The organism is Ruegeria sp. B10 (genome assembly GCF_056539825.1).
This window is the reverse complement of record NZ_JBQFVP010000011.1, coordinates 170,409-183,609: the sequence shown is the minus strand read 5'-3', so window position 1 is coordinate 183,609 and position 13,201 is coordinate 170,409. Positions and strand designations below refer to the sequence as shown.

Sequence of the window (13,201 nt, the reverse complement as noted above, 5' to 3'; positions counted from 1 at the left end):
TTAAGTACGACAAGCGTCGTTACAAACGGCGCAACCGGATCGAGATCATGTTCGGCAGGTTGAAGGATTGGCGGCCTGTGGCAACCCGCTATGACAGGTGCCCAAAGGTCTTCCTGTCAGCATTCGCCCTCGCAGCACTCGTTATCTATTGGCTATGAGGCCTGAACCTAGGTTTGAGGCTTTGCCCGAGTTTCGTTGGAGAAACCCGGGCAGAGCTATGTCAAAGCGACAGTGTTTTGACGCGGTCGCGTAGTTGGAATTTCTGGATCTTGCCGGTTGAGGTCTTGGGAAGCGTCTCAAAAACAACCGCTTTTGGGGCCTTGAACCCGGCCAAGTTATCGCGGCAAAAAGCGATGATGTCCTCAGCGGTTGCCTCGGCCCCGTCGCGTAATTCGATAAAGGCGCATGGGACTTCGCCCCATTTTTCATGCGGCATTGCGACCACGGCGGCGGCCTGAACCGCGTCATGGCGATACAACACCGCTTCGACCTCGACGGATGAGATGTTTTCGCCACCCGAGATGATCACGTCCTTCAGGCGGTCGCGGATCTGGATATATCCGTTTTCATGTATGACAGCTCCGTCGCCGGACCAGAACCAGCCGTCCTCGAAGGCGTTTGAGCTCGCCTCGGCGTCTCTGTAATACCCGGCCATGACCGTGTTGCCCCGAATGGCGATCTCACCTTGCGTGGCACCATCGCGCGGCACCGGTGCGCCGTTGTCGCGGTCGATTACGGTGACCTCTTCGACCATCGGAAAAGCGATGCCCTGTTGTGCCTGCAATTCAGCCTGTTCCGCTGGGCTGAGATCGTTCCACTCTTCCTGCCAGAGGCATTGCGAGATGTGGCCGTAAGTCTCGGTCAGACCATAGACCTGCATGACGTCAAACCCCATCGCGCGGGTCTTCTCCAAGACCGACGGGGGCGGAGGCGCACCGGCGGTCAGCACCCGGATTGCGGGATCAAAGGGGGCGGCGTCGCTTTCGGCCTCTGCGAGCATTTGCAGCACGATGGGGGCCGCACCGAAATGGGTCAAGCCATGGGTGCGGATTGCGTCTAGAATACGGTCTGCGGCGGGGACGCGTGTAAAGACAACCGTCCCTCCAAGCATCGCCATCAACCAGGGATGGCCCCAGCCGTTGCAGTGGAACATCGGCACGACGGACAGATAGACCGGATAGGGGGGCATCTGCCATGCGGTGCCCGTACCCAACGCCATCAGGTAGGCGCCACGGTGGTGATAGACGACGCCCTTGGGGCGGCCCGAGGTGCCCGAGGTGTAGTTCAGCGCAATCGCGTCCCACTCATCATCGGGCAGATCGATAGGCAGGGGCGGGGCCGTGGTCAGCGCCTCATAGGTTTGGCCGCCGAGGCTTTGACCAGTGGCCGCAGGATCGGCGATTTCGACCACAGGTATTGTGCGACCCAGCAGATCAAAGGCTTTGGACAGAAGCGGCACCAGTTCCCGGTCCACAATCACCAGTTTGGTGTCCGCATGATCCAGAATATAGGCGATGGTTTCGGGCTCGAGCCGGGTGTTGAGCGTATTCAGCACCCCTCCGGTCAGGGGCAGGGCAAAATGCAGCTCAAACAGTTCTGGGATGTTCGGGCTGAGGACCGAGACCGTATCACCCTTCTGCACGCCAAGTGCTGCCAACCCACTGGCCACCGCGCGAATGCGGGCGGCAGTTTCCGCCCAGCTTCGTCGGATGTCACCATAGATAACAGCTGTGCGCGCGCCGTGCAGGGTTTCGGCGCGGCGCAGGAAGGACAAAGGTGACAACGGCACATGGTTGGCCTGTGTCTTCTGAAGAGCTTCGAAATGGTGACGCATCCGGATCCCGCCTGTCTTAGCTGTTGGGCCGCACGCGGGCGGCGGTCTTGTTGGCAAATGCTTCCAGCCGTTCGCGGGCGGCAGGCTGGGTGTTGACCACACCGCCGACCACGGCTTCGGCATAAGCTGCATCCATGCCGGACATGTTGTTCAAATGGCTGATCGCTGAACAGATTGCAAAATTGGTCAAAGGAAGGTTCTGCGCGATTTGCTCCGCCAGTTCCATTGCCTTGGCCATGCTGCCACCGTCTTCGGTGATGTATTGCGCCAGCCCCAGATCGACGGCCTCTTGCCCCTGATAGACACGGCCGGTCAGGATCATGTCAATCATGCGATATTTGCCGATCATGTCCGAGACGCGGATGGTTGCGCCTCCGCCCGTGAAAATCCCGCGCTGACCTTCGGGCAAAGCGAAATAGGTGCCGGGGTCGATGACGCGGATATGGGCGGCGCTGGCAAGCTCCAGCCCGCCGCCAACCACCGCGCCTTTCAGGGCGGCGATGATCGGCACGCCACCATATTCCATCTTGTTGAACGCCTCATGCCAGCGCAGGCAAACATGCATGAAGTCATCCGGGCTTCGGTCAGCTTTCCAGTGTTCAACCAGATCAAGACCCGCGCAGAAATGGTCACCCTCGCCGGTCAGCACAACGGCCCGAACGCCGGCCATACGCGCGCCGCTGAAAAAGCGGATCAGTTCTTCGATCGTGGCCACGTCCAGTGCATTGCGCTTGGTCGGGCGGTTCAGGGTCACGACATAGAGGCCATTGTCACGCTCGGAAATCGCGAGGTTCTCATAGGTGGTGGGGTTCACGACATCATTCATGTTGCGGATCCTCATAAAGGCGTTATTCGGGAAAGGCCGCGTCAAGCAGGCTGCGCGCGCCGTGCAGGATACGGGTGTGTTCGGCACTGCATTCCGGCAGGATGTGCTGCGCAAAGAACAGCGCGGTGGCGATCTTCTGGTTCATGAACTGAGTGTTCTGCCCATCGTTCAACGCCGCTTGCGCCGGAGGGACGCCCTTTGCCAGTTTCCAACCCGCGGCAAGCGTACCTGCCAGCATCAGGAATGGGACCGAGCCCGCAAAAGCGGCGTCGATATCTTTGCGGCTGTTTTCCAACAGCCATTCCAGCGCGGCTTCAAACGCGCCACGTGCCTGCGCAAGGCTTGAACCGATGGCTTGCGCGGTAGCATCGCCTTCCACCAGCTCGGCCTCGGTCGCTGCGATGCGGGCGGCGAACCGGCGGGCGGTCTCGCCCCCGTCACGCATGACTTTACGACCCAGAAGGTCGTTGGCCTGAATGGCGGTGGTGCCTTCGTAAATCGGCAGAATGCGAGCGTCGCGATAGTGCTGAGCGGCTCCGGTTTCTTCGATGAAGCCCATGCCACCGTGGATTTGAACGCCCAGTGAGGCGACCTCGACCGCGCGTTCCGAGCAGAAGCCCTTGACCAGCGGAACCATGAACTCGGCCAGAGCGGCAATGTCCGGATCATCCTGATGATGTGCGATATCCAGCAAGCCGGCCGTGGCCGCCGCCATGGCGCGCCCGCCTTCTGTAAGGCTGCGCATCCGCATCAACATGCGGCGCACGTCGGGGTGTTCGATGATCGCCACGGCGTCCTTGACCTGACCATTCACGGGGCGGCTCTGGACCCGGTCCCGCGCATAAGCCAAGGCGCGCTGATAGGCGCGTTCTGAGGTCGCGATACCCTGAACACCAACCGAAAAGCGCGCGGCGTTCATCATGATGAACATATATTCCAGCCCGCGGTTTTCCTCACCGATCAGGAAGCCCGTGGCGTCTTTGTATTCCAGCACCGCCGTCGGGCTGGCGCGTACACCCAGCTTGTGTTCGATGCTGACACAGTTCACCGAATTCTCCGCCCCAACCGAGCCATCCTCTGCCACCATCTTCTGCGGGACGATGAACAGGCTCAGCCCTTTCGGTCCGGCGGGCGCGTCAGGGGTGCGGGCCAGAACCAGATGGATGATGTTCTCAGTCAGGTCATGTGCGCCATATGTGATGAAGATCTTGGTGCCGGTTACGCCGTAACTGCCATCTTCGCGCCGCACCGCCTTGGTCGAGACGCGACCCAGATCGCTGCCCGCTTGGGGTTCGGTCAGGTTCATCGTACCCGACCAGCGCCCAGCAATTAGAGGCTCTAGATAAGTGGTTTTCTGCGCGTCCGACCCTGTCAGCAGCAGCGCTTCGATCGCACCATCGGTCAGCAAGGGACACAGGCCAAAGCTCATGTCGGCAGCATTCAGCATCTCGACCGCCGCCGCGCCAACCGTTCGCGGCAAGCCCATGCCGCCAAACTCTGGCGGGTGCGTGAGGGCCTGCCAGCCCATTTCAACAAACTGCGCATAGGCCTGCGCGTCCCCTTCGGGCATCGTCACGCGGCCATTGTCAAACTGTGCGCCCAACGTGTCCCCAATATGGGACAGAGGCGCGATCTGTTCGCTGCAGAACCGGGCATAGCCCTCTAGCGCAGCGCCGATATCGGTCAGATCGAAACCCGAGTATGCGTCCAGAGTGGACACTGTTTCCCAATGGGACAGGTGTTCGATACAGAACATCAGATCCTGCACGGGTGGCTGATAGGACATGCCAGATTCCCCCAATGGTCATTGTGGTTTTACGTCATTTATCTGCCGTTTAGCTTGCCGAAAAGCTCATATATTGCCAAGTTACTATCCGATATTGCCAAACTGGGGGCGGTCATGGTCAGCAATGACCCCATCTCACTTACAACCGTTTCTGCCGGTTTCATCCGGGATTGGCTTGAGGCATTGGGGAAGTGTTGCAGCGCAGATCAGATGCAGTTCCTGCTGAGCCGTTCGGGCCTGCACGTCACTGCGTCAGAGCCTGCGCAGCGTGTGACGCTTCAAGAGATCGCCCGCCTGTACCAGCTGGCCGCGCCTGAGACGGGGGACGAGATGATGGGCCTGTGGAGCCGTCCCATTCGGCCACGCGCCCTGCAGCACCTTGTGACCGTTCTGCGCGAAGCAAGCAGCCTGACCTCGGCGCTGTATCGTTTTTCGACATTCTGGAATTTGTTGCTGGATGATTTCCGCCTAGACCTTCGCACCGGGCCGGATTTGGTTGAACTTTCGCTAATACCGTATCGGCAGGACACGGCACCCCAACGCTTCGGCCATATGTTGATCTTGAAGCTTGCGCATGGGTTGCTGTCATGGCTGAACGGATCGGAAACGCCTGTAAAAGCCGTTCGCTTTGCATTTGCGCGGCCCGGTTTTGCGGCGGACTATGCGGTTGTCTTCCCCTGCGCGGTCACATTCGATGCTCCGCAGACCAGCATTCTGTTCGATCCGCGCCGCTTTGATCCCCCGATCGCGCGCAGCCCGGCTGAGGCGTCTCTCTTCTTGGAGCGCGCACCGATCGACTGGATTTTCACCAACTCGCGCGCCCATACAAACAGCCTGCAGGTCCGTGCGTTTCTATATCGGACGTCCTGGAAAAGCAGTCAGCTTCCTGATGCAGCCCTTGCGCTGAAGATGACACCTCGGACCCTGAACCGGCGTCTCAAGGACGAGGGCACCTCATTTCAGGACATCAAGGACGCCCTGCGCCGCGATATTGCGATCCGCGCCCTGCAGCAAAGTGGCGACAGTATCGAGCAGATTGCGTTCGATACGGGGTTCTCGGCCCCGGCGAACTTCCACCGTGCATTCCGGAAATGGACCAACCGCAGTCCCGGTTCCTATCGCACACAGGATCGAGCGCTCTGAACGTCGTGGCGCTTGCATGTCACTGTCATATTGAGCCTTTATGGATCGTTGAACAGCAACGGTTCGGGGTATCTGCCCAAGGGTTGGCTTTTGTATTGAAAGGGGAATGAATGTCATCGGATGAGGATACTGGCATCGGCTTCATCGAAAACCGGCCGTTTGATGAGATTAGTGTCGGAGATACGGCCGAACTGTCCCGCACCCTGACCGCGCAGGATATCGACGCCTTTGCGGCGGTCTCAGGTGATGTGAACCCGGCCCATGTGGATGAGGCCTTCGCGCAGGAGGACATCTTTCACAGGGTGGTCGCACATGGCATGTGGGGCGGTGCGCTGATATCCAATGTTTTGGGCACGCAATTGCCGGGGCCCGGGACAATTTATCTGGATCAGACCCTAAAATTCCTCAAACCCGTTGGTATCGGCGATACGGTCACTGTGCGTGTCACCGTGACCGAAAAGCAGCCCGAGAATAAGCACGTCACTCTGGATTGTCTTTGTACGACTGGCGATGGCAAGCCTGTCATCACCGGACAGGCCGTCGTGATCGCGCCGGACAAAAAGGTCAAAAGGCCCCGAATGGCGATGCCGGATCTGGTTTTGCATCATCGAGGGGCCTCGTATGACCGATTGCTGAGCGCGGCTCAGAAAATGGACCCATTGCCAACGGCTGTGGTCCATCCCTGTGATGAAAGCGCGTTGGAGGGGGCGCTCTCGGCCCGTGATTTGGGTTTGTTAGAGCCTGTTTTAGTCGGTCCGCGCAGCCGGATCCAACATGCGGCGGATGCGGCTGGGTTGGATATCGGCGGTCTCGAGATCATTGATACGCCGCACAGCCATGCCTCGGCCGAACGGGCGGTGCATCTGGCGCGGGATGGTCGTGTGAAGGCCCTGATGAAAGGCGCGTTGCACACGGATGAGGTCATGTCGGCCGTTGTCTCTAAGGCCAATGGTTTGCGCAGCGAACGCCGGATGAGCCATGTCTATGTAATGGATGTGCCGACCTACTCCAAACCGCTTCTGATCACCGATGCTGCCATTAATATAGCGCCCGATCTGCAGACAAAGGCGGACATGGTTCAGAATGCCATTGATCTGGCGCGCGCCATCGGGATCGAGACGCCAAAAGTAGCGATCCTGTCAGCGGTTGAGACCATTACACCCCGGCTGCAATCCACGGTCGAGGCTGGTGCCCTGTGCAAAATGGCGGATCGCGGGCAGATCACGGGTGGTATGCTCGATGGCCCTCTGGCTTTTGACAACGCCGTGTCGATGCGTGCTGTCACGACCAAGGGCATCAAATCCGACGTGGCGGGGCAGGCCGATATACTGGTCGCGCCGGACCTTGAGGCCGGCAACATGATCGCCAAGCAGCTCATGTATCTGGCCGGAGCTGAGGCCGCAGGGATTGTTTTGGGCGCGCAGGTTCCGATCATGCTGACCAGCCGCGCCGATGATCGCCGCACTCGCATCGCCTCCGCGGCGATTGCGGTGCTGTATGATCATTCGGTGCGCTGAATGGTCTACTGCGTCGCGGGTTCGGGAAACCGGGCCCGCGTGCGGTTGGCGAAGGCAACCAGTGACAACATCACCGGCACCTCGACCAGCACACCCACCACCGTTGCAAGCGCCGCCCCGGAGTTTAGGCCGAACAGGCTGATGGCGACCGCTACGGCCAGCTCAAAAAAGTTTGAGGTTCCGATCATTGCGCAAGGGGCGGCGATGCGGTGCGGGACCTTCAGGGCATAGGCGGCCCCATAGGCCAGCGCGAAGATGCCATAGCTTTGGATTAGGATCGGAACGGCGATCAGGACGATGACCATCGGCTTGGCCAGGATCGTCTCTCCCTGAAGGCCGAACAGGATCACCACCGTTGCGATCAGACCCATGATCGACCACGGTTTGACGCGGGCGGAGAAGGAATCGATGGCCTCCTCCGAGCCCAGCCGCTTGCGGGTGATCAAACCCGCAATCAGGGGCAAAACCACATAGAGTACAGTGGCCAGAACCAGCGTTTGCCATGGAACTGAGATATCGGTGACCCCCAGCAAAAAGGCCACAATAGGTGCAAAAGCCACGACCATGATCAGGTCATTTACTGAGACCTGCACCAGTGTATAGGTCGCATCCCCTTTGGTCAGTTGCGACCAGACAAACACCATCGCGGTGCAGGGTGCGGCCCCCAAGAGGATCAGACCCGCGGTGTATTGTGCAGCATCTTCCGGCTGAATCCACGGGGCAAAGACATAGTCGAAGAACAACACCGCCAGCAGGGCCATGGTGAAGGGCTTAATCAACCAGTTGACCACCAGCGTCACAATCAGGCCTTTGGGTTGCCGGGCGACGCCCGCGACCGCTTTGAAATCGACGCCGACCATCATCGGATAGACCATGGCCCAGATCAGCAGGGCCACGACCAGGTTGACGCTGGCCACCTCGGCCCCGGCGATCAGGCCGACCAGACCAGGCGCGGCCAGTCCGATCAGCACGCCGCCGACCATGGCGAGGGCGACCCAGATGGTCAGATAGCGCTCGAAGATGCTCATGAATATGCCTCAGTTGTTTGGTCGGTCAGCTTACCCGAAGTGAGCGCCGCAAGCGCCACCATGACAGCCGCTGTGCCCAGCACAAGGGGCAGGCCGCCGACCTGATAGGTAAAGCCGGACAGGACGGTGCCCAAAAGGCGGCCTGTCGCGTTGGCCATGTAGTAGAAGCCGACATCCATCGTGACCCGCTCGGACTTGGTGAAGGCGAGGATCAGATAGGAATGCAGGGATGAGTTGACGGCGAAGATTGCTCCGAACACCAGAAGACCCACAACCAGCGTGATTGTCAGCCATGTCTCCGGCCCGGGCGATAGCAAAACTGCCAGTGTTAGAGCCGCAGGAACGCAGAACAGCATGGCGGCCCAGCTGCGTGCGGCGCGGATCAAATCGCCTTCGGACCGGTCTGAGGCCCGCAGGATCTTGGGCGCGTTGGCTTGAATAACGCCATAGAGGATGATCCAGAACGCCATGAAGGTGCCGATCATGAAAAAGGCGGCGCGGTTGCCCTCTTCCGTACCATCCGAGAGGACGGCGTAGAAATAGATCGGGATGCCGACCACGAACCACACGTCGCGGGCACCGAACAGAAAGACCCGCGCGGCGGACAGCCAGTTGACGTTGGCAGATTTCGAAAAGACCTCAGAGAACTTCGCGCCCTTGCGCCCTTTGGGCAGGCCGGGGGGCATGAAGCGGATGACGGCGAACAGGATCACCGCCAGAACGACTGCCATCACGATGATCGCCGCCTGAAAACCCAGCGTTGCCAGCATCGCCGCGCCCAACAGGAAGCCCAGCCCTTTGACGGCGTTCTTTGATCCGGTCAACACAGCCACCCAGCGAAACAGCCCGCCGCCCTCGGTCGGGGCCAGCAATTTCACCGCGGATTTCGAGGACATCTTGGCCAGATCCTTGGCCACTCCGCTGGCCCCCTGCACGATCATGACAAAGGCCACAGACGCGCCAATCGCCCAATTAGGGTCTAGTTGAGTCAACGCCAGCAGTGCCACCACCTGCAATCCAAGCCCGGCATAGAGCGTCGAGGTCAAGCCAAACCGTGCCGCGATCCATCCCGCTGCAAGGTTCGTCACCATCCCGGCGATCTCATACAGGACAAACAGGTAGGCCAACTGCACCGGCGAGAAGCCAAGCGTGTGAAAGTGCAACAGCACCAGCATCCGCAGGGCCCCATCGGTCAGCATAAAGGCCCAATAGGCCGCCGTTACCGCGATATAGGCCGACAGCCCCTCGGGCCGCTCGGTCACAGCGAGGCCCCGACCATCAGCGCCACATCGACCAGACGGTGGGCATAGCCCATCTCGTTGTCATACCAGGCATAGATTTTCACCTGTGTCCCGTTCACAACCATGGTCGACGGCGCATCGACGATCGAAGAGCGTTCGTCATTGGTGTAGTCGGTCGACACCAGCGGCCGGGTCTCATAGCCCAGAATGCCGTTCAACTCACCTTCGGCCGCGGCTTTGAAGAAGGTGTTGACCTCTTCGACGGTGGTCTCACGCTCAACCTCGAACACGCAGTCTGTCAGTGAGGCGTTCAACAGCGGCACCCGCACCGCATGGCCGTTCAGACGCCCCTTGAGTTCGGGGTAGATCAGCGTGATTGCCGTGGCCGAGCCGGTTGTTGTCGGGATCAGCGAGTTCAGCGCCGACCGCGCGCGCCGCAAATCCTTGGCGGGACGGTCAACGATGGTCTGCGTGTTGGTCACGTCATGGATCGTGGTCATCGAGCCGTGGCGGATGCCCAGATTCTCGTGGATCACTTTGACCACCGGGGCCAGACAGTTCGTCGTGCAGGAGGCTGCGGTCACGATCTGATGGGTCGCCGGATCGTAGATGTCATCATTCACGCCCATCACGATATTGGCGGTCGGGCCGTCCTTGACCGGGGCCGAGACGACAACTTTTTTTACGCCCGCATCGAAATAGGGGGCCAGTTTTGCCTCGGTCTTGAAGACACCGGTGCAGTCAATCACCACATCGACGCCGTCCAGCGGCAGAGCGCTCAGATCCTTGGTGCCGATGAAGGGCAGGCGGGTGCCGTTAATGGTGACGCTTTCGTCATCATGCTCGAAAGTGGCGTCCCAACGGCCATGAACCGTATCGAACTCCAACAGATGCGCGTGCATCTCGGCATCTCCGACCGCGTCGTTGATCCAGGCGATCTTGGCGCCTTTCTCCAACAGCGGTTTCAGGGCCAGTTTTCCTATCCGGCCCAGGCCATTCACAGCATATGTGGTCATTTCAGTCTCCGACAGAGGTTCTGCCGATGTCATCGACAGCAGATTGTAGGGCGATCCGGTCAAGGCTTTCGACCGGCAAGGAGGTGAACGCCTCGATCCGGCGCTTCAGCGCGCCATAGGCGTTTTGAAAGGCGAGGCTTTTCTCGGCATCGGTTCCGGTAGCTTTCACCGGGTCTTCCATGCCCCAATGGCCGCTGATCGGTTGGCCTTCCCAGGCCGGGCAGTCTTCGTTCGCAGCTTGATTGCAAACGGTAAAAACAAAATCCATCTCCGGCGCACCGTCGGCCGCAAATTCCGACATATGCTTGGAGCGCAGGACCGAAGTATCGTGACCCTTGTCCTGCAACACCTGCACGGCAAAGGGATTCAACTCGGACGCGGGCTGCGTTCCGGCGGAATAAACGGTGAACCTGTCGCCACCCAATTGGCGCAGCAGTGTTTCGGCAAAGATCGAGCGGGCGGAATTGCCCACGCATAGAAACAGGACGTTGAACTTGCGGTCAGTCATGTCTTCATTTCCCTGTGTGAAAGGCATGCAGATATCGGGACGACCCCGGCAGCAATCGACGACCAGAAAATCCAGCATTCCCTGAACTTTAGCCATGTCGACGGAATAAAGCAGAGACGTGCCAGAGCGTTCCTGTGTCACCAGCCCGGACCTTTGCAGCGCATTCAGATAGTTCGACATGGTGCTGGGTTTGATATCCAGCTCCGAGGCCAGCTCACCCGCTGGCACGGTGTCAGGAAACCGTCGCATTAACATGCGAAAGACTGTGATGCGTTGCGGATGCCCCAGAATGGCCAGCTGATCGGTGATCTCTTCTATCATATTTCATGAATTATGGAAATATATATTGGTGGTCAACCGGGAACCCTATTGTGTCACAGAATTTTCATGAAGCCTCGGCGCGCTGATCCGGGCTTGCAGGCGCAGACCTGACGAATTAAAGAAGCCTTCGCATCCTTCCGAATTCAGCTTCGGAGGACCAACGGTGCCGCTGTAGCTCAGCTGGTAGAGCACGTCATTCGTAATGATGGGGTCGGGGGTTCGAGTCCCTTCAGCGGCACCACTTGTTTCTGAATAAACACCCCGGCCAAAGGGAATACCCCGGACGCGCGAATTGTTGAGACGCGCGCCTTGCTGACGGCCCGTTCAAATCCACGTATCTTAGCTCTTTTGTGAGGAGTGGAGAGATTTCAGGAGGAGCAAACCCTGTCATATCAGTTGCCCCCCTCAACGCGACGAGAGGGGCAGTCTTCCAGTTCAGACCGACAAGCAGACGTATTTCATTTCCATATAGTCTTCCATACCGTGGTGGCTGCCTTCGCGGCCAAGGCCGGATTGCTTGACGCCGCCGAACGGGCCCAACTCGGTCGAGATGATGCCGGTGTTCACGCCGACGATGCCGTACTCCAGTGCCTCAGCCACCTTGTAAACGCGGCTCAGGTCCTTGGCATAGAAATACGAGGCCAGGCCGAAGATCGTGTCGTTGGCCATGGCGATAACGTCATCTTCGTCCTCGAACTTGAACAAGGGCGCAAGTGGGCCAAAGGTTTCGTCCTGCGCCACCATCATGTCCTGAGTCACGCCGGTCACGATGGTGGGTTGGAAGAAGGTGCCGCCCAGATCATGAGGCAGGCCGCCGGTGAGAACCGCGCCGCCTTTTTCTGTGACATCCTTGATATGCTCTTCGACTTTGGCCACCGCGTCGTCGTTGATCAAGGGGCCGGTGGTTGTGCCAGCACTTAGTCCGTCGCCAACTTTGAGCGCCTCAACTGCGGCCTTCAGCTTGGCGGCAAAGGCATCGTAGACGCCCGCCTGCACGTAGATGCGGTTGGCGCAGACACAGGTCTGGCCGTTATTGCGGAACTTGCACAGCATCGCACCTTCGACGGCCGCATCCAGGTCGGCATCGTCGAACACGATGAAGGGCGCGTTGCCGCCCAGCTCCATCGAGCATTTCATGACCTGATCGGCCGCCTGGCGTAGCAGGATGCGCCCCACCTCGGTCGAGCCGGTAAAGGTCAGCTTGCGCACGCCCGGGTTCTCGCAGAACTCCTTGCCGGTCTCGCTGGCCTGAGTCGATGGCACGACGTTGAAGACACCCGCAGGCACGCCCGCCTGCTCCGCCAGCAGCGCCAGAACCAGAGCAGACAGTGGGGTCTCTGTCGCAGGGCGCGCAACAAAGGCGCAGCCCGCAGCCAGCGCCGGGCCAGCCTTACGCGTTATCATCGCGTTGGGGAAGTTCCATGGCGTGATAGAAGCCGCCACACCGATTGGCTGTTTCATCACCATGATCCGCTTGTCGCGCTGATGGCCGGGGATGGTCTCGCCATAGACCCGCTTGGCCTCTTCCCCGAAAAACTCGATGAAGGAGGCGCCATAGCCGATTTCGCCAACAGCCTCGGCCAGCGGCTTGCCTTGCTCGGCGGTCAGGATCTTGCCCAGATCCTCGGCGTTTTCCATCATCAGGTCGAACCAGCGGCGCAGGATGGCGGCGCGTTCCTTACCGGTCAGCTTGGCCCATTCCTTCTGCGCAGCTTCGGCCTGTGCGATGGCGCCTGCGACCTGCGCGCGGCTGACATCGGCAACTTCGGCAATCACGTCCCCGCGCGCGGGGTTGGTCACTGCGAACGTGCCGTTATCGCCATCCACCCATTGGCCGCCGATATAGGCTTTGGTCACCAGAAGGTCGGGATTCTTCAGCAGGGATTTCAGATCGGTCGTTGCGTCCAGCATGGGTCAGCCTCCGGCAATATTTGCGTCGCGCGCACCCAAGCAGGTGTCATGCGCTTTGTCTATGTCCATT

The 13,201-nt window shown here is 59.7% G+C and carries 11 protein-coding genes and 1 tRNA gene; 4 read left to right on the top strand and 8 right to left on the bottom strand.

The genetic code is table 11. From position 1 onward, the window contains the following. The coding region (locus tag ACR0J4_RS16575; RefSeq protein WP_480668744.1) for a transposase at positions 1 to 158 on the top strand (158 nt) is incomplete at its 5' end. A 62-nt stretch (positions 159 to 220) separates the two neighbouring features. Here the strand turns inward: ACR0J4_RS16575 and ACR0J4_RS16570 are convergent. The 3 genes from ACR0J4_RS16570 to ACR0J4_RS16560 are packed head-to-tail and all read right to left on the bottom strand — an operon-like array spanning position 221 to position 4,446. Then, a complete protein-coding gene (locus tag ACR0J4_RS16570; RefSeq protein ID WP_170643502.1) occupies positions 221 to 1,834 on the bottom strand; it encodes an AMP-binding protein in 1,614 nt (537 codons plus the stop codon). A gap of 16 nt (positions 1,835 to 1,850) precedes the next feature. Further along, complete coding sequence (gene dmdD / locus ACR0J4_RS16565; protein WP_170643503.1) at positions 1,851 to 2,660, bottom strand: methylthioacryloyl-CoA hydratase; 810 nt, start codon at positions 2,658 to 2,660, stop codon at positions 1,851 to 1,853. Positions 2,661 to 2,682: 22 nt separating this feature from the next. Next, on the bottom strand, positions 2,683 to 4,446 hold the full coding sequence (locus ACR0J4_RS16560) for an acyl-CoA dehydrogenase family protein (protein WP_170643504.1): 1,764 nt from the start codon (positions 4,444 to 4,446) through the stop codon (positions 2,683 to 2,685). Between the two features lie 114 nt (positions 4,447 to 4,560). Here ACR0J4_RS16560 and ACR0J4_RS16555 point away from each other — a divergent pair, with 114 nt between their 5' ends. Both ACR0J4_RS16555 and ACR0J4_RS16550 read left to right on the top strand, forming a co-directional pair. After that, positions 4,561 to 5,589 carry an AraC family transcriptional regulator gene (locus tag ACR0J4_RS16555; RefSeq protein WP_170643505.1) on the top strand — a complete coding sequence of 343 codons (1,029 nt, stop codon included), beginning with the start codon at positions 4,561 to 4,563 and terminating at the stop codon, positions 5,587 to 5,589. Positions 5,590 to 5,699: 110 nt separating this feature from the next. Further along, entirely contained in the window at positions 5,700 to 7,106 is a 1,407-nt protein-coding gene (locus ACR0J4_RS16550) for a bifunctional enoyl-CoA hydratase/phosphate acetyltransferase (RefSeq protein ID WP_170643506.1), read from the top strand. 5 nt (positions 7,107 to 7,111) lie between these two features. Here the strand turns inward: ACR0J4_RS16550 and arsB are convergent, their stop codons facing one another. The 4 genes from arsB to ACR0J4_RS16530 are packed head-to-tail and all read right to left on the bottom strand — an operon-like array spanning position 7,112 to position 11,220. Beyond that, on the bottom strand, positions 7,112 to 8,134 hold the full coding sequence (gene arsB, locus ACR0J4_RS16545) for an ACR3 family arsenite efflux transporter (RefSeq protein ID WP_170643507.1): 1,023 nt from the start codon (positions 8,132 to 8,134) through the stop codon (positions 7,112 to 7,114). After that, positions 8,131 to 9,396 (bottom strand): organoarsenical effux MFS transporter ArsJ, encoded by a 1,266-nt coding sequence (arsJ, locus tag ACR0J4_RS16540; protein ID WP_170643508.1) that lies wholly within the window; start codon positions 9,394 to 9,396, stop codon positions 8,131 to 8,133. The genes arsB and arsJ overlap by 4 nt, the downstream gene beginning before the upstream one ends. After that, complete coding sequence (locus tag ACR0J4_RS16535; RefSeq protein ID WP_170643509.1) at positions 9,393 to 10,391, bottom strand: ArsJ-associated glyceraldehyde-3-phosphate dehydrogenase; 999 nt, start codon at positions 10,389 to 10,391, stop codon at positions 9,393 to 9,395. Before ACR0J4_RS16535 ends, arsJ begins: the two co-directional genes overlap by 4 nt. 1 nt (position 10,392) lies before the next feature. Next, on the bottom strand, positions 10,393 to 11,220 hold the full coding sequence (locus ACR0J4_RS16530) for an arsenate reductase/protein-tyrosine-phosphatase family protein (RefSeq protein WP_170379903.1): 828 nt from the start codon (positions 11,218 to 11,220) through the stop codon (positions 10,393 to 10,395). A gap of 165 nt (positions 11,221 to 11,385) precedes the next feature. On the opposite strand from ACR0J4_RS16530, the gene ACR0J4_RS16525 reads away from it, so the two are divergent. Then, a tRNA-Thr gene (locus tag ACR0J4_RS16525) sits at positions 11,386 to 11,461 on the top strand. Positions 11,462 to 11,655: 194 nt separating this feature from the next. On the opposite strand, the gene ACR0J4_RS16520 is transcribed toward ACR0J4_RS16525, so the two are convergent. Beyond that, entirely contained in the window at positions 11,656 to 13,131 is a 1,476-nt protein-coding gene (locus tag ACR0J4_RS16520) for an NAD-dependent succinate-semialdehyde dehydrogenase (protein WP_170643510.1), read from the bottom strand. Positions 13,132 to 13,201: the final 70 nt, after the last annotated feature.